Here is an 18,254-nt window from a genome sequence, read left to right as displayed (position 1 = left end):
TCTACGTCCAACGGTTTCTAAATAACTACACCCTATTTAAAAAAATTCAAAAACTGTTCGTTGGTTAGCTGTTGATTTTTGAAAATTAAAATCTGGCGATCGCATAAAGCTTGCTTGAATTGCAAGATAATTTCTGGTGCGATGGGTTGACTCGCATCGAATCCAGTGACAACTGCTCCTAAAGGTGCGTCGAAGAGGGTAATTTGAACGTCTAATTTAGTGATAGTGGACATCAAGTGCTTCCGATAATTATCAAGATTTGGTTGCAATCATTTGTTTCAATTTTTTGGTAAATCTTTGCATGGATTTCTCGATTTCAGCACTATTTTGAGGAAATCATTCTATTTCTGTGCTTGTACTTCTGGAGGAGTAATTTTTGCGTACTCATCGGGTGTCAAGAATCCATCGCTAACATTTACTTTTTTAGGAATTTGTCCCAAACGGAACCATTTATCGGCAACTTCTTGTTGTTTAGTAATAATCTTATCCGTAATTGGCACCAATGTAAAATCATATTTTGAATGCATTGTTTCCAAAGTGGGAACATCGAGTTGTGTTACAGATGCAAGTAATTCTGCTAATTCTTTTGGATTATTTTTTGCCCAGATTTGCTCTTTTTGAAGTTCTTCCAAGAAAATTTTAATCACTTCCTGATTTTCTTGATAGAATTTACGCGATGTCGAGATAAAATTATTTGTATCGCGTAATCCATTCCCCCCATCAACAAGAACACGACCAATTTTCTTTTGTTCTGCTCTCGTCACAAATGGTTCCCAAATAAACCAAGCATCAACTTTACCCTGACTAAAGGCAACATTTGCATCGGGAGGTGGGAGAAAAATAGACTCTACATCGGACAATTTTAATCCTTCTTTTTCTAAGGCTCTCACCAATAAATAATGACCGATTGATGCTTTTTGGAAAGCTACTTTTTTACCTTTTAAGTCTTTAACACTTTTGATTGTCGAGTTAGCTGGTACTACCAAAGAAACTGCTTTTCCATCTGAAGAATTAGCTGCTAAATATACCAATGGTGCTCCTGCTGCTTGAGAAAATATTGGCGGCGATTCCGCAGTAGAAGCGATATCAAGCCCCCCAGCATTTAGAGCTTCTAGTTGTTGCGGTCCTGCGGCAAATTCTGGCCATTCGACTTTATAACCTAAAGGCTCTAAGCGCTTTTCTAAAATACCTTTCTTTTCCAGAGATGCTAGAGCTGTTAATTGTTTAGAACGAACAATTCGTAATACTTTCTGCCCCGTATTTGCTGAAGTTTTACTTTGTGTTTCGGTAGTATTCGGTGAAGTTCCTTGGTCGGCATTTGTATTATTTTTACCCACACAACCCAGAAGGGAAGTTGATAGCACTAAGCTATAACCGAGAACAACCAACAAAGAACGACGAGTGATTTTATGATTCAGAAAATCTATTTTGTGTTGATTCAAAAAGTTCATGGATTCCTTAACTTTTACTTCAAGTAATTTGAGCTAATTTTAATTCATGCAAAGTGAGTTTATTGTTGCTATTTTGAAGTTCATCAATTAATAAAATTTCCAAAATTTTTCTGCTTTTAAAGCAAACATTATAGCAGATAAATTAGTCTTGCGATGTTATCTATTTTCCTCATATTTTACTTAATTAAAGTATTTATTGCCGTCTTTTTTGACACTATTCTCATTGATTGAATCATGAAGCTATAACTATCAATTCACAATAGAATAGACTACTAGTACAGCACGATGAAAATAAAGCAATCATGCCCTACGGGAAGACGCTTTGCGTTTACAAAATCAACAGAACGCTTATCCTATATTATTTTGTGCCTCTTGCGGAGGAGCTTTACTAGCGCGTGGAGTGTCCGCAGAACATATTTTGAATTCCGCCTAACGGTACTAGTGGTTTCGTTAATGTATGAGGGGCTGTTTATTAGTCCTATTTATAGGACTTCAGCTATTAGTCAGGGAATTTGATTATCTGATAGGTGAGTTTCATAACCCATCTTAATGACATGAACTACTATGGCATTCGCTTGAATAATTTAAAAGTTTCGTCTTTTTCTGCTGTGGATGCACGCTTATAACCCCAACCCAAATTTTCGCGATAGCTACCTAATAAACCCTTTTGTGTTAAATCGGTTTCGTTAACTGCGATCGCCACATCGCTTTCCGGTGCAACGTACAATGCATCAACCGGACAATACAATTCGCACATAAAACAGGTTTGACAATCGCTCTGTCTGGCGATCGCAGGAAGTGCATCGGGTAAGGCATCAAAGACATTTGTCGGACATACGCTTACGCAGAGATTACATTTTATACACCGCGACTCGCTGACCAACTCGATCACTTTCTTTCCCCCTTGGTGATTTTTATGATTGTTGAATTTATTCTGAAATTACCCTGACGCTACGCAGCCAAAGCTTGAGGCTTCACCCAAACGCGATCGAGTCCGCCGCTAATTAAATAATGGTGTTGGCTAGTATCCTGTTCGGGATAGTCGAGATGTTTGTGCATTCCGCGAGTTTCCGTTCTTGCTAATGCACTGCTGTACATCCACCGTGCAGTCGCAACCATAGCTGCAACTTCCCGCGATCGCAAAACTTGAGTTGGCTCTACCTGACTGTTGGAGATTTCATCCCACAGACTTTGCAGCGATACCAAGGACTTGGATAAACCCTGCTCAGTGCGGAAATAATTACGATCGTAGGGGAAAACCTCGTTCTGTACTGCTCGAATCGCTTCGTCGATCAACAAGCTGGGAGATTGGAATTTTTTCGACTTCAACCCGGTTCCACCCACAGCCGTTAATTTGCCGCGATCGCCTGGAGATGGAGATTTAATACCAGTAGAGTATTTGGCTGCTGCTTCCCCCGACCAATAACCGGAGGAAATTGCCCAAGCTGCATTGTGACTACCACCACCCGTAAAACCACCGCAAATTAATTCTCTGGTGGCTGCATCTCCAGCCGCATAGAGTCCGGGTACGGAAGTTGCACAGGTTTCATCTACAATCCGAATCCCACCTGTACCGCGTACTGTTCCTTCCAAGCGTAGGGTAATTGGAAAATGCTGGGTAAACGGATCGATCCCCGCACGGTCAAAAGGCAAGAAGAAATTAGGCTGGGCTAAACGCATCGACGAGCGCATTTCTTCCGCAGCTTTGTCCAAAATCGCGTAAACTGGCTGGTTTGCTAATAATGTTTTGGCGATCGCCGACCGTCCCCGTGAACTCGCCCCTGGAATTGGTGTACCATCTTCGTAGGTAAAGGTCGCCCAGCTATACATTAAACCTTTGGTGACAGAAGAAAAGGCAGGAGAGATGCCGTAAGCGTTGGAAAATTCCATTCCCGACATTTCAGCACCTGCTTCTGCTGCCATTAGGTATCCATCCCCTGTCAGGACGTTGCAGCCCAGGGCTTTACTCAAGAAGGCACAACCACCAGTAGCAATAATGACTGCGTGGGATTTCACTTGCCATGTATTGCCAGTTTGACGGTTGATTCCCCTCGCTCCTGCAACTGCTCCGTCCATATCTACTAACAGTTCCAATGCGGGACTGTGGTCTAAAATTTCTACCCCTGAGCGCCGAATCTGCTTCCGCATCAGACGCATATATTCTGGTCCTTGCAAACTACGTCGCTGAGGTTTTCCTGTTTCATCCTTCGGAAAAGGATAACCCCACTCTCCCAGCTGATTGACGTTGGTGTAGGTTACATCGAGAACCCGCTCCATCCAATTGCGATTGGCTAAAAAACCTCCCAAGGATTCCCGACTTGCCATTGCTGATTCCCGCTCTTGGCTTGATGGTGGCACGTACCAAACTCCATTCCCCGATGCCGCAGCGCATCCGCTTGTACCACAATAACCTTTATCCACCAACACAACTTTTGCACCACTATTAGCAGCACTCCAAGCTGCCCAAGTACCTGCCGGACCACCACCAATAACCAGGACATCAGTTTCCAAATCTAAGTCAAAATTGCCTATCAAATTCCCATACATCCCTAATTCTCTCCCACCGATAATTTTTTCAATTTCCAACTACAAATTTTGAACTATGAACTTTGAATTATAAATTCTGAAACCTCTGAAACCTTTGCTAGCATGATTTCTACGCTTTTTCACTTCTGCCAAACATCCACTTATCCAAACATAATCTTAATGAAAAGCACGTTTACTTCTGTGGTGAAGGCATTCACAACGATGATTTTAGGGTTAGGGTAATGGCAATATCTGTACCATCACGCAAAAACTCATCGTATAAAACTTAAGGAAAAGCTACATCGGCGCACGAGGTATTTACAATGCTGCGTACCGTGTAGTGTATCTTCAAATTTTTGTATGTATCACCCCAGTAACATCAATACCCAATTGATCGTGGATTAGAATCTCTACCACCAATCCACTATAAATTGATTGATATACCGTAGTTTAATGTGTAGATATAAGCTTTTCATGATTCGTCGCAAAAATCAAGTACCTTATAAAATTGTTTACAAATGAGCGCCAGCTTGAGGTGGTTTAAGAGGCGGACTTGCGGTGAAATCAGCACAAAAAATCAGAAATTGCAGTCTGCACAAAACTTTTAGTGGCAGAATTACAGGCTGAGTATAACTATATATTTCTCTATATAAATAGAGAATTAACTTTGTCAAGAAAGTGTAATAATCATCACTTGCCTTTTTTATTGGGGTATGGCAATATGCATTGTTAGAGACAAAACAACGGCAAGTCAGTCGATTTTACGTACTTTACAAGAAAAAATCTGTCTGAGGTAAAAGACAGCAGATTAATTATCTTGACAGTGCTATCTCGAACATCCGAACAAGAGGTTTGAGACACAAATGAAAAATTTCTGTGGATTTAGTTGAGACAGTAGAGCCTTTCACTAGTTTGCAGGAAATTTTTCTCAAAGGTTTTTCAGTTTTAGGTATTTCGCAGCGATCGCGTGGTTGCAATAGGGGAATGTAAAAATACCCTACAAATTGGCGAAGAAAGTATATATACTGACAAGCTTTGTGTGCGAACGGGCTTGGTTGATGTTTTGAATAAGTTCATTTGATTAATTAAATAGATGTGTTTAAATACGTTTTTCAAGGGTGCTAGCAGTACTGGTTTTATGTGCCATTGGGCAAGAAACTTTAAATGTTTGCTCTTCAGTTAAAGCTTCTTTCACACGGATACACGACCATTTAAAACCTTCATTAGTTTGTGTGAGAAACACCCATGTCTAAAATTTTGTGGAATTATTGGCTAGCGATCCCAGCAGTTTTTAGTGGAATTGTGGTTTGCTCTACCATTGCAAATGCTACTGAAGCGCCAAAAACGACTGAATCGGAACTACAATCAACAGTCTTAGTTCAAAGAATCGCTCAAACAGAATCAAAAACACCTACAACAGAAGAAATTACCCAGTCCGATCCTGTAAAAGGGCAGATCACATCTGTATCTCAGTTATCGGATGTTAGACCTACAGACTGGGCATTTCAAGCGCTCCAATCGTTAATTGAACGTTACGGAGTAATTACGGGGCTACCAGATGGTACTTTTCAAGGAAATCGCCCTCTGACTCGTTATGAGTTTGCAGCAGGGTTGAATGCAACCCTCGATAGGGTGAATGAAATCGTTTTCAATGCCACAGAAGACACAGTTAAGCAAACAGATATAGCAACCCTGCAAAAGCTACAAGCAGATTTTGCGGATGAACTGCAAGCATTGCGTGGTCGAGTCGATAAATTAGAGGCAAGAACTGCACAAATAGAAGCAAATCAGTTTTCGACAACGACCAAACTTCAGGGTACTGCCACATTTTTAATTGCCGATACCTTTGGCGATCGCGCTAATAATACTTCTGCGGATGATACCAAGGACGATACCCAAACATTTGCGTCTTATCGCGTTGACTTGAACCTGCAAACCAGCTTTACGGGGAAAGACCAATTAACCACTGGTTTGCAATCATCGACGATTCCCAATACCGCATCCAATACGGGTACCCACATGACCCGCTTTGCTACCGAAGGAACGGGTAGCTCGGATGGTTCTTTAGGATTGGTTCGATTATATTATCGTTTTCCTGTTGGCAAAAACACCACTGTTTGGGTTGGTGCTAAAGCTCTGCAACCAGCAGTTTTTCTGCCTACCCTCAACCCGTTAGTTGGTGGAGCGAGCGGTGCAGTGTCAAGATTTTCGTCATTTAACCACACAGTTTATCGACCTGGTTTTGAAGGTACGGGTATCGCATTTGCCCACAAATTCAGTCCCCAATTGCAATTAAATGCGGGTGCGATCGCCGATAATACCCTAGCAAAAAGCCCAGAAGCAGGTAAAGGTCTTTTCAATGGCAATAATTTGCTAATTGCTCAACTGACTCTTTCACCTAGCAAGCAGTTGGATTTAGGTTTAACCTACGCGCGTAAATATTTTGGCAATGCTACCGGATTCAACTTAACTGGTGGTACAGGTAGCACCTTTGCGAGAAATCCCTTCGAGCAAAAAGCCACCGCATCTGACAATTTTGGTTTTCAATTCAACTGGAAGACGAGTTCTCGATTACACCTTGGTGGTTGGGTCGGCTACACCAAAGCCCATCAACTCAGTGGTGGTGATAGCGAAGCAACCATCGCCCATGGCGCTTTAACTATCGGTCTACCAGACCTATTCAAAAAAGGTAATATCGGTGGCTTTGTCATCGGTGTACCACCAAAAGTTACCGAGAGTAACTACCGCTCTACACCCAGGTCTCCCATTCGCGAAAACAAAGATACTTCCCTACACCTGGAAGCTTTCTATACCTTCAAACTCAATAGTAATATCAGCGTCACCCCTAACTTGTTTTTTATCACCAACCCCGAACACAATAGCAATAATTCTCCGATTTGGGTTGGAGCGCTCCGCACAACCTTTACTTTCTAAACACCCGTCGGGGAATCAAATTAAGCGACTCATAGCTGAAGTTCTATAAATAGGACTAACAAACAACCCCTCATAATTAAGGGCACAAACCACTATTACACTGTCAAGGTTTATTAGAAGGATATTTCTCCCTTGTCCCCCTCGTCCCCCTTGTCCCCTTTGTCACCCTCATCCCCCTCTCTTCCCACAATCGAAAATTCAGTAAAATTTGTTTCACCAACTTTGTTTGATGCCCAATCTAAGCTACAATTCTACGGTAAATCTATCGGTATTTAGTATTTAGTCCGTGATTCGATAATCATTTTGGTAGTATCTATGCAAGTTCTTTGGTTTATTCCTACAACTCGCGACGGTCGTTATCTCGGTACAACTACAGGTGGACGCACCATCACTGCTGAGTATTTGCAACAAGTGGCTCAAGCTGTGGACAATTTGGGTTATACGGGTGCGTTATTACCTACAGGGCGTTTTTGTGAGGATGCTTGGATTGCGGCTTCTTCCTTGATATCAGTCACCAAGCGGATGAAATTTTTGGTAGCAATTCGTCCGGGAATTACTTCCCCTGGTGTGGCAGCAAGAATGGCTGCTACTTTTGACAGGTTATCGAATGGCAGACTGTTAATTAACGTCGTTACCGGGGGCGATCCGGTGGAGTTGGCTGGGGATGGATTGCATTTGAATCACGACGATCGCTATAAATTAACCGATGAATTTCTCACAGTTTGGCGGAATCTGATGGGGGGTAAAAATGTGGATTTTGAAGGAGATTACCTGAATATCAAAGGAGGTGAAATTTTATTTCCACCCCTGCAAAAACCCTATCCACCTTTGTGGTTCGGTGGTTCGTCTGCGATCGCCAAACAGGTAGCTGCCAAACATATCGATGTGTATCTAACTTGGGGAGAACCTCCATCTCAGGTTGCCGAAAAAATTAACGAGGTGCGTCAACTTGCCGAAGCACAGGGAAGAACAGTTAGGTTTGGTATTCGTCTGCACGTAATTGTCCGTCCTAAGGAAAGCCAAGCTTGGGATGCAGCCAATGAATTGATTCAATATGTCGATGCAGAAGCGATCGCCCAAGCCCAAAAAAGCCTAGCCGCTTCCGACTCGGAAGGACAGCGACGGATGAGCCAGTTGCATGGGAGCAGTCGAGACACCCTAGAAATTAGCCCCAATCTCTGGGCAGGAATTGGATTAGTTCGGGGTGGTGCGGGAACCGCGCTGGTGGGGGATGCAGATACCGTTGCCGCAAGAATGTTGGAATACCAAGAGTTGGGAATAGATACTTTCGTGTTATCGGGGTATCCCCACCTAGAAGAAGCCTATCGATTTGCAGAATTGCTGTTTCCACGTCTGCCTTTAGATAATCAACCAACATCTGTGGGAGAGGAGCTTGTTAGTCCATTTGCTGAATTCATTGCCAACAAGAATCTAGTAAAACAAACACAAACAAATCCTGTAAGTGCCTCATGAGTAATAAATCATTCACTGACCAATTATTCAACAACAAAATAGTCAGACAGTTCCTGCCTTGGCTCGTACCCATTGGCTTGTTAATCATTTGGGAATTATTATCACGAGTGGGAATTATTGCCACTAGGATTTTACCAGCACCTAGTCAAGTGGTAATTACTGCTTTTAATTTAGCGCTTTCCGGCGAACTATTCCACAATATCGGAATTAGTGCAGCTCGAGCGATCGCGGGCTTGTTGGTGGGGGGAAGTATTGGTTTAGCCTTGGGATTTATCAACGGTATTTTCCCCTGGGCAGAAACCCTATTCGATACTTCCGTACAAATGATTCGCAATATTCCCAATTTGGCGTTAATTCCCTTGGTGATTTTGTGGTTTGGAATTGGAGATGTGGCTCGATTATTTCTCACATCTTTAGGTGTATTTTTCCCAATGTATATCAATACATTTTATGGAATTCGCAATATCGATAGGGGATTAATTGAAATGGGTCAAGTATACGGATTAACTTCTAGGGAATTATTGACTCAAATTATCATTCCTGGTGCCCTATCTTCCATATTGGTAGGATTGCGTTTTGCTCTGGGGATTATGTGGCTGACATTAATTGTAGCGGAAACAATTGCCGCAGATTCGGGTATCGGTTATATGGCGACAAATGCCCGCGAGTTTATGCAAACTGATGTGGTTGTATTGTGCCTGATTCTGTACGCATTATTGGGTAAATTAGCCGATATTTCTGCTAGGGCTTTAGAAAGAAAATTTCTCGCGTGGAATCCCAATTATCGACGTGTTTAATTTCATTACGGAGAGTTAGTCATAGTCTTTAACTATTAATCATTTAGGAGGATGATTCTGTGAGTCAGAAAGCACAAGGTACGGAATTAAAAGTCTGGGATTTAACGAAAACTTTCGGTGGCAATACTGTTTTACACTCGTTAAATTTAGAAGCTAAATCCGGAGAATTTATCGCCATTGTGGGGCGAAGTGGTTGTGGAAAAAGTACTTTACTTCGTTTAATCGCTGGTTTGGAAACTCCCACCGATGGCGGAATATTACTCGACGATAAACCCCAACATCAACTCAAAGATTCAGTTAGAGTCATGTTTCAAGATTCCCGTTTGTTGGAATGGAAATATGTATTAAACAATGTCGGTTTGGGTTTAAAAGGTGATAATTGGCGCGAAAAAGCATTCTGGGCATTATCAGAAGTTGGACTCAAAGGTAGGGAAAATGATTGGCCTTCGGTGCTTTCTGGAGGACAGAGACAGCGAGTAGCCTTAGCCAGAGCTTTAGTCAGCGAGCCTCGATTATTATTATTAGATGAACCTTTGGGAGCATTAGATGCTTTAACCCGGATTGAAATGCACAATCTAATTGAAACCTTATGGCAGGAACAAACATTTACGGCTCTTTTAGTCACCCACGATGTGGAAGAAGCTGTAGTTTTAGGAGATAGGGTTGTATTAATAGAATCTGGGAGAATTGTTCTTGATGAAAAAGTTGATTTACCTCGTCCTAGAGACAGGGGTAATCCCAAATTCGTGGAAATTCGCGAACGGGTTTTAGAACGAGTTTTACGTCGCGAAGATGTCTTCTATGAGAAACAATTTCAATACATGAAACCGTAATTTAATAGTCAAATAGTCCAACCTAAATAATTGGCATTTATTCTGTAATACAGGCGGTGTTCGACTCAGCACTCACACCGAAGTTTTGCCTGTTTCTTATTCCACAGTTGCTACAACGGGGGGAACCCCTGCAACAAATTTCTCTCTGCTGCACCAGGAAGATTGTCAATTATTAAATTCACAATCTTAATTTCAAATATCCAAACATTAGGAATGCAACACCCATCTTGATATTGTGGTGCTACGCTATTTGACTCATACCTGATTTTAGTCAGGGTGTACTCCCAAAAATTACGTCGAGGAGTAATTTAAAGGTGACAAAAATTATTTTACCGTTCGAGATCGCCGATGAAATTAAACCAAAGTTACCGTCTGACATTTCCAGTGTAGTAGTCGATCGCGATGGTAATTTTGATGGTGATGGGAGTGATGCGGAAATCTACCTCAATGGTTTCAGACTCCAACCGACAACTTTGCACAAAGTTCTTGATACCGCACCCAAATTACGCTGGCAACAAACTCCAAGTGCAGGGGTGAATCACATCCTCACTCCTACTTTTCTACAACGGGATATTACTCTTACCAATGGTGCGGGGATTCATGCTATCCCCATCTCCGAATTTGTTCTAGCTTTTATCCTCAACCATGCCAAAAATTTACCGCAATTACATACTTTCCACCACCAGCACACCTGGCAAAAGCCTCTACGCGCTATAGAGCTAGCAAATTCAACTATACTGATTCTGGGTACGGGAAGTATTGGTAGAGCGATCGCATCCCGTGCTAAAGCCTTCGGAATGAGGGTTTGGGGTAGTCGTCGTCATCCCGAACCATTACCAAATTTCGATCGCATCGTCGGTAGTAATGGATTGGGTAGCGATGGATGGTACGAATTACTACCTGGAGTTGATTTTCTTGTTGTTGCCACTCCTTTGACTCCCGAAACAAAGGGTTTAATCGATACAAGGGTTTTGCGATCGCTCCCACCTCATGCTTACCTGATTAATATTGCCCGTGGGGCGATCGTCGATGAATCGGCATTAACAACTGCATTGAATGAGGGTTGGATTGCTGGTGCTGCATTAGATACGGTGGCAACCGAACCCTTACCTTCTCAAAGTCCCCTATGGTCATTACCAAATTTATTGATTACACCCCATACTTCTGCCCTTTCACCCTATTCCAAAGAACGAATTATCGCTTTATTTTTAGATAATTTACATCGCTATCAAGAGGGATTACCTTTAATAAATGTTGTTGACAAGCAAGCTGCTTATTAATTGTTATTTTTGATTTTATTTGTAAGATAATATGCACGCAAACGCAACCCTAATTCTTCATGGATTGGGGTATTTTTTTTGATATAAATATTTGAAATTATCGTGAAACTGCCTTATACCAATTCACAATTCGCAATTCGCAATTCGCAATTAAAAAACTTAGATGCAGCAAAGCTTTCAGCATTTACATCTGTATCAGATTTTTCGTGAAATGGTATTACCCCTCATTTGTCACTTTCGGGAGAGAATAGTCTGAAATGCTTACAGCATAAGGCTTTTATTAAAAAACCATAATTTCAGCCATTGTGTTAGAAAATAAACGCTCAAATGCATATTCTATCTAGAGTTTAAATTTTGACTTTGATTTTTCTTTTCCCAGAGTGACAAAAAAGGGATTACAGTAAGGATAAAAACACATTATTCCTACCGAAAATGCGTACAAATATTATTTAAAACCCCTGTAATCCGATGACATTTATAGGGAAAGCTTAGTTATTTATTTTTCTCGAAACTAATAATTGATTGTGTTAGAATCCCAACACAAACTGAGAAAAATCTAAGTAGTAGAAACTAGAGAAATATTCAATTTTCTGTCGAGCTATACCTTTTGCGGCAGCAAACATATTTTTCCTGATATCTACAACCTAGAATTTTCCTTTTTACCTATAGAGAACGAGTCGAGAAAGATGAAAAACTACAATCGCTTATTCAGTGGCTCATTTGCCACCGCTTTCCTGCTGTCTTTGTTACCTTATGTAGCCGCCAATGCCAGTACTTCCACTGACACAAATGCTACCTTTGTCCAATCACCAAAACTTGTCAGTGCCACCACACCCTACACCGACACCAGTATTTGGGGAGCAACCTATTACTTCACTGTTGAGATTCCAACAGGTGCAAAACAACCATTGCAAAAGCTGACTTTTAACCAAACCGCAGGTGTGGACACCATCGAATTTGATCACCAAAACACCATCGCTTGGGAAGGAACTAGCAAAAATCAAGGCAAGAAATTGGCTGTCACGGTGACAAAAGAACGAACCCTGACGGTAAGTTTTGATCGCGCGATCGCACCGGGTAGCACGGTAACGATTGGTTTGCGTCCTTACAAAAATCCGATGGCTGGTGGTATTTACCTATTTGGTGTAACTGCTTTCCCCCCCGAACAAACCACAGGTGAATTTCTCGGTTTTGGTCGATTGCAGTTTTATGCACCTAATATGTCTCAAAATTAGCTAATTTCAAGGGAATAGGTGACTGAACGCCACTGTATTCACTTTTCTTTAATCACCACGACTTGGCTGTACTTAACCATACTTCTTGCAATTCGAGCGGGAAAATTTTGGAACAAGTACAGCCTTGCTTTTTGCGGCTTTTTATGGCGATCCCATAGTTAGTTTTCTTAAAATACAGTTTATCGATTGATTTATCGTAGATTTGATTGTAGATTAGTATGTAACACTGCCATCTATCCAAGGTATTAGCTTTGTGGTTCAAGGGCGATCGTGATCGAATAGCTAATTCTTTAAAAGCAATTTCAAGCTAGTTTCAGACCAGTTCCAAGCCAAAATTAGCGAGCTAAATATATGTGTTTGCCACCATTTGAACGTGAACTTTTATACGAGGAATATTGGTCTTTATGGCAATCAACAAAATTACCAGACCATTGGGAATTATCGGTGCAAGAGCGACAAAAACTAATTCAGAGCCGGAAGCAAGAAAATAAAATTTACCAATCATCCATCAGAATACTGATGAAAAAGTTGGTATTGAAAATTAGAAATATATAAATTTCGACTAAATCTGGATAGTTTAGGAGCGAATTGGCAAAACACAAAAGAATATTAATTCCGATATCGGAGGTAGGAATTACAAATGCCACATCTATTTGAACCACTGCAAATACGCGAAGTCATCTTTCGCAATCGAGTTGCAGTTTCTCCTATGTGCCAGTATTCCAGCACGGATGGATACGCAAACGAATGGCATTTTATTCATTTGGTTTCCCGTGCAGTTGGTGGTGCGGGTTTAGTCTTCACTGAAGCAGCAGCAGTAGAACCTCGCGGACGGATTAGTCCCCAGGATTTGGGAATTTGGGACGATGCACATATCGAAGGTTTGGCAAAAATAGTCTCGTCAATCGAAAAATATGGAGCTGTGGCTGGAATTCAACTTGCCCATGCAGGTAGAAAGGCTAGTATTTCTAAGCCCATTCGGGGAGGGAAACCCATCGATGAATCCCAGGAAGGTTGGCGATCAATTGTTTCTAGTAGTCCAATTCCATTTGCGCCCGAATATCCCATCCCTGAAGCCCTAACAATCCCAGGTATCCATGAAATCATAGATGCTTTTATCAAAGGGGCAAAGCATTCTGTAGCCGCTGGCTTTAAGGTAATTGAAATTCATGCAGCCCACGGCTATTTATTACACCAATTTCTTTCACCACTCACAAACCAACGAGAAGATGAATACGGAGGTAACTTTGAAAACCGAATTCGGATCGTGACTGAAGTTGTACGGGGAGTGCGAGCAGTGATACCAGAACAACATACGCTCTGGGTTCGTATTTCCGCTACTGATTGGGCGGAAAATGGTTGGAATATTGAACAAAGTATTGCTCTAAGTGACAAATTGAAGTCCTATGGAGTGGATTTGATTGATTGTTCGTCGGGAGGAATTATACCGGGGGTGAATATACCCATCCAACCTAACTATCAGATTGAATTCAGCGATCGCATTCGCTATGCAGTAAATATTTTGACAGGTGGTGTTGGTTTAATTACATCTGCGACCCAAGCTGATGAAATTATTCAAAACGGAAGTGCGGATGTGGTGCTAATCGGGCGAGAATTCTTGAGAAATCCCTATTGGGTACATCTGGCAGCCAAACAATTAGGATATGACAAACACTGGCCAGTTCAATACGATCGAGCTTGGCTGTGAGGGACGTTCATTAGTCCTAATAAATAGGACATAAGCCATTGGTCGGGGAATTGGATTCTCTGTTCATCAAGTATTCAATGAATAAAATACGGCTTGTCGATAGATTTATCGTAAAACAATAGATTCCTTTCATAGCAAGCGTTTCATTCATTACGCAATAAAAATTAATACAAAAATGACAATTAAAGATTGTGTCTGTGGTTATCTTGTGGGATACTAATTTTCATAAAATACGATAAATCGCTCAAGTTATCGTAGTATTTGATTCTAAATAGCTAAAAAACAAGCGAAAAAAATAGGAAAAAGCTTGAACAATAACTTCACGAGGATTTGTTCCGATTTGCCGAAGCCGATCCGATGCAATTGTTGTGGGAGAAATTTTCCTGAATTTGAATTTAGCTATTTTTACCTTGCGGTTTTCAGTTCAATTCGCGAGTCCGAGAATTTTGAGTGCGATGGTTTGAATCGATTAATCAATTAGACTCGATCGATTCTCAAGCGATTGGGACTCAAATACAGTGACGAGCATTTAGAAGATTTAAACAGGAGATTTAAACAATGGTACTAGATGCATTCACAAAAGTTGTTTTCCAAGCAGACACAAGAGGGGAATACCTCAACGACAATCAGTTGGATGCGCTGCTTAACTTTGTCAGAGATGGTAACAAACGCATAGATATCGTCAACCGAATTTCCAGCAATGCTTCGACCATCGTCACCAATGCAGCTCGTTCTTTGTTTGCGGAACAGCCTCAGTTGATTGCACCGGGTGGAAATGCTTATACCAATCGTCGTGCGGCAGCTTGCTTGCGAGACTTGGAAATCATTTTGCGCTACGTCACCTATGCAATTTTCACTGGTGATGCCAGCATTCTCGATGATCGGGCTTTGAATGGTCTGCGCGAAACCTATCTTGCATTAGGAACTCCAGGAGCATCCGTTGCTGTAGGAATTCAGAAGCTCAAAGAAGCATCGATTGCGATCGCTAGTGACCCCAATGGTATTACTCGTGGTGATTGCAATTCTCTACTTGCTGAAGTAGCTGGTTACTTTGATCGAGCCGCATCAGCAGTCAGCTAATCAATAGTGATTGGTCTTTGTCATTAGCTATTGCTGATTGACTATTATGACTGAACAAATAACACCCTTCTTTTCAATGGAACTTTCTAGAACAACAAAGGAGAAGTGAAACCTGTGTCAAAAACACCTTTAACAGAAGCCGTTGCTAGTGCAGACTCCCAAGGTCGTTTCTTGAGCAGCACGGAATTCCAAGTAGCATTTGGGCGCTTTCGTCAAGCAAATGCTACTCTCGAAGCGGTGAAAACCCTATCCAAGAAAGCCCAAAGTCTTTCCGAAGCCGCAGCAAACGCGGTATACCAAAAGTATCCTTACACAACTCAATTAAGAGAGCCTAGCTTTGCCCATGACGAACGGGGAAAAGCCAAGTGCGTTCGTGACATCGGTTACTACCTACGAATTATTACTTATGCATTGGTCGCAGGTGGCACTGGTCCGATTGATGACTATTTGATTGCAGGTTTAGCAGAAATTAACAAATCTTTTGAACTTTCTCCTAGCTGGTATATCGAAGCACTCAAATACATCAAGGCAAATCATGGTTTGACTGGCGATCCTGCCGTTGAAGCCAATTCTTACATTGACTATGTGATTAATGCTCTGAGTTAGTCGCTGTCTCCTAATGTTGTGTGGATTTTAATTTAAATTTCAAATTTTGCAAATGCGTCTATTGTGTAGTAAGTCTGAGGGGAGTTATTGAGATACTGGCTGCATATCAAGCTAAAATTGTTGTGCTGTCTATATCTAATTAACTGCTTCGCTTACTACGCAAGTTTCTTGTTTTTATTGGATAGAAGCAATACAAGGCAATATTTTCATGTTTGCAGACCGTTTAATTGAAAAAATTCAAGAAAAGGGTACTCCTTGTATTGTCGGACTCGATCCAGCATTGAAGTATATACCTTTAAATTTTCTCCAAGAGCAAGATATCTCTAACAACAGCAGTATTCAAATCAAAGCAGAGGCGCTCTATCTTTACAATTTAGAGGTAATTGATGCTGTTTATGACCTTGTACCAGCAGTTAAATTACAATCAGCCTATTATGAAATTTTTGGTTCATATGGCATTCAAGCACTTGAAAGAACCGTTTTCGCCGCACATCAGCGTGGTCTTTTGGTGTTGTTAGATGCCAAACGCGGTGATATTGGTTCCACGTCGGAAGCTTACGCAGAAGCATATTTAGGAGGAGAAGCTAATAATCACAAAATCGATGGGATGACAGTTGTCCCCTATCTTGGTGAAGATTGTCTTATTCCTTTTTTTGAAGCAGCGATCGCATCAGCAAAAGGTATCTTTGTTTGCGTTAAAACTTCCAATCCAGGAGCCGCAATTATTCAAGATCAATTAGTTGGCAGTCGTCATTTATACGAAATTGTCGCAGATTTGATTCTGCCTTGGTCAGATAAAAATATTGGTAAATATGGATATAGTAGTATTGGCGCTGTAGTTGGTGCAACCTTTCCTGAAGCCGCAGAAATACTGCGAAAGCAACTGCCAAATTCTATATTTTTAGTGCCGGGGCTAGGAGTACAATCAGGAAATTATACATCTGTGCGAGCCTGCTTTAATCAGAATGGTCTGGGTGCAATTATCAGTAGTTCACGAGCAATTATGTATCCTCACATTTATCAATCATCACAGCTAACAGGACAGAAAGCAATTAGAAATGCAGCAATTGAGTTTATTCAAAATGTTCAAATGGCGATCGCTTGATGGAGACATTAGATACTAGTGTTTACAAGCACAGGACAAATTGAACTATTTTTAAGTGAACTTAGTCGTTAAAATACTTCAACACTTAAGTCAATATACTGAGTCAGTTAAATCTAAACCCTTCCGAAAAGAAACCACTAATTCATTCAAAGCAGTCATATCGATTAAAAATCCATCATGACCGTGAGTTGATTTTAACCATGCCAATTGAGCATTAGGTATTAAACTTACCAGTTCTTGCTGTTCTACTGGTGGATAGAGGATATCGGAATCAATAGCCACAACTAAAGTGGGTTGCTGGATACTTGCCAAAACCGACTCATAGTTTTGCTTTCCCCCGCTAATATCGTGATTATCCATTGCGCGAGTCAAGGAAATGTAAGTATTTGCATCGAACCGTTCCACCAATTTTTGACCTTGATATTGCAAATAACTGGCGATCGCAAACTCGTCAGATGCCTCATGTTGCCGTCCAAAGCGATCGCTAAAACTCTGCCAGGAACGATAGGTAATCATAGCCATCATCCTTGCTGTTGCCAATCCTTGGGTTGGTGGTTTCTCGCTGCTGTAGTTTCCTCCTTGCCAGTTCGGATCGGCGTAAATTGCCTGTCTTTGAGCTTCACTCAAGCCAATACACCAAGCCGAATGTCTTCCCGGTGCGGCAATGGGTGCGATCGCTTGTACTTTTTCGGGATACAGTACAGCCCACTCCAATACTTGCATTCCTCCCAAAGAACCGCCAATTACTAACCGTAGGGATTTAATTCCCAAGTATTCCACTAATTTTGCTTGCAGGTGAACCATATCCCGAATTGTAATTTCCGGAAAGGATGCACCATAAGGGATTCTTGTATTTGGGTTAATGGAAGTTGCTCCAGTTGTACCGTAACAACTCCCCAAAATATTGCTACACACAATAAAATCGCGATCAGGATCGAAAGCTTTTCCTAAACCAAATAAAGGTTCCCACCAGTCGTCAGCATCAGCAGAACCAGTTAAAGCATGACAAATTAACACCCCATTATTGCCTTCTGCATTTAAATGTCCCCAAGTGCGGTAAGCAACCCGAACCTCAGTCAATGCTTCTCCTGATTCCAGTTGAAATGGTTGGGGAAGCTGGAAAAACTTGGTTTGTGGTGAGATAAAGTCTGAGTAGAGCATATTTTGGAAAAGGGACGAGGGGAGAGGGGAGATTGGGGAGATAAGAAGGAGGGGGAGACATGGGG

General features: G+C 41.5%; 15 protein-coding genes. 10 read left to right on the top strand and 5 right to left on the bottom strand.

Annotation, left to right across the window (positions count from 1 at the left end):
* Positions 1–32: 32 nt before the first annotated feature.
* The 4 genes from IJ00_RS09280 to IJ00_RS09265 all read right to left on the bottom strand — a co-directional run bounded on the left by IJ00_RS09280 (position 33) and on the right by IJ00_RS09265 (position 3,998).
* Entirely contained in the window at positions 33–233 is a 201-nt protein-coding gene (locus IJ00_RS09280; protein ID WP_035152351.1) for a hypothetical protein, read from the bottom strand.
* A gap of 108 nt (positions 234–341) precedes the next feature.
* Positions 342–1,451, bottom strand: a complete 1,110-nt coding sequence (locus IJ00_RS09275; RefSeq protein ID WP_035152349.1) for an aliphatic sulfonate ABC transporter substrate-binding protein — start codon at positions 1,449–1,451, stop codon at positions 342–344.
* 562 nt (positions 1,452–2,013) lie between these two features.
* Positions 2,014–2,343, bottom strand: coding sequence for a ferredoxin family protein (locus IJ00_RS09270; protein WP_035152346.1), 330 nt, complete (start codon positions 2,341–2,343; stop codon positions 2,014–2,016).
* Between the two features lie 59 nt (positions 2,344–2,402).
* Positions 2,403–3,998 (bottom strand): FAD-dependent oxidoreductase, encoded by a 1,596-nt coding sequence (locus IJ00_RS09265; protein ID WP_035158749.1) that lies wholly within the window; start codon positions 3,996–3,998, stop codon positions 2,403–2,405.
* Positions 3,999–5,222: 1,224 nt separating this feature from the next.
* Here IJ00_RS09265 and IJ00_RS09260 point away from each other — a divergent pair.
* The 10 genes from IJ00_RS09260 to pyrF all read left to right on the top strand — a co-directional run bounded on the left by IJ00_RS09260 (position 5,223) and on the right by pyrF (position 17,028).
* Positions 5,223–6,911, top strand: a complete 1,689-nt coding sequence (locus tag IJ00_RS09260; protein WP_035152343.1) for an iron uptake porin — start codon at positions 5,223–5,225, stop codon at positions 6,909–6,911.
* Between the two features lie 315 nt (positions 6,912–7,226).
* On the top strand, positions 7,227–8,384 hold the full coding sequence (gene ssuD / locus IJ00_RS09255; protein ID WP_035152341.1) for an FMNH2-dependent alkanesulfonate monooxygenase: 1,158 nt from the start codon (positions 7,227–7,229) through the stop codon (positions 8,382–8,384).
* Positions 8,381–9,181 (top strand): aliphatic sulfonate ABC transporter permease SsuC, encoded by an 801-nt coding sequence (ssuC, locus tag IJ00_RS09250; RefSeq protein WP_035152338.1) that lies wholly within the window; start codon positions 8,381–8,383, stop codon positions 9,179–9,181. The genes ssuD and ssuC overlap by 4 nt, the downstream gene beginning before the upstream one ends.
* A gap of 59 nt (positions 9,182–9,240) precedes the next feature.
* Entirely contained in the window at positions 9,241–10,014 is a 774-nt protein-coding gene (locus tag IJ00_RS09245; RefSeq protein ID WP_035152335.1) for an ATP-binding cassette domain-containing protein, read from the top strand.
* A 314-nt stretch (positions 10,015–10,328) separates the two neighbouring features.
* A complete protein-coding gene (locus IJ00_RS09240) occupies positions 10,329–11,294 on the top strand; it encodes a D-2-hydroxyacid dehydrogenase (RefSeq protein ID WP_035152332.1) in 966 nt (321 codons plus the stop codon).
* 686 nt (positions 11,295–11,980) lie between these two features.
* Positions 11,981–12,529 (top strand): DUF2808 domain-containing protein, encoded by a 549-nt coding sequence (locus IJ00_RS09235; RefSeq protein WP_052754427.1) that lies wholly within the window; start codon positions 11,981–11,983, stop codon positions 12,527–12,529.
* A 640-nt stretch (positions 12,530–13,169) separates the two neighbouring features.
* Complete coding sequence (locus IJ00_RS09225; RefSeq protein ID WP_035152329.1) at positions 13,170–14,237, top strand: NADH:flavin oxidoreductase/NADH oxidase; 1,068 nt, start codon at positions 13,170–13,172, stop codon at positions 14,235–14,237.
* A 558-nt stretch (positions 14,238–14,795) separates the two neighbouring features.
* Entirely contained in the window at positions 14,796–15,317 is a 522-nt protein-coding gene (locus IJ00_RS09220) for a phycocyanin subunit beta (protein ID WP_035152326.1), read from the top strand.
* Between the two features lie 114 nt (positions 15,318–15,431).
* Positions 15,432–15,923, top strand: a complete 492-nt coding sequence (gene cpcA / locus IJ00_RS09215; protein ID WP_035152324.1) for a phycocyanin subunit alpha — start codon at positions 15,432–15,434, stop codon at positions 15,921–15,923.
* 208 nt (positions 15,924–16,131) lie between these two features.
* Complete coding sequence (pyrF, locus tag IJ00_RS09210) at positions 16,132–17,028, top strand: orotidine-5'-phosphate decarboxylase (RefSeq protein WP_035152321.1); 897 nt, start codon at positions 16,132–16,134, stop codon at positions 17,026–17,028.
* A 90-nt stretch (positions 17,029–17,118) separates the two neighbouring features.
* On the opposite strand, the gene metX is transcribed toward pyrF, so the two are convergent.
* The gene (metX, locus tag IJ00_RS09205; protein WP_035152316.1) at positions 17,119–18,189 is read right to left on the bottom strand and encodes a homoserine O-acetyltransferase; all 1,071 of its coding nucleotides are present in this window, start codon (positions 18,187–18,189) and stop codon (positions 17,119–17,121) included.
* Positions 18,190–18,254: the final 65 nt, after the last annotated feature.

The sequence above is a fragment of the Calothrix sp. 336/3 genome (genome assembly GCF_000734895.2).
Lineage (GTDB): Bacteria > Cyanobacteriota > Cyanobacteriia > Cyanobacteriales > Nostocaceae > 336-3.
The sequence above is the reverse complement of the archived record's forward strand: the minus strand, read 5'-3'. Positions and strand labels throughout refer to the sequence as shown.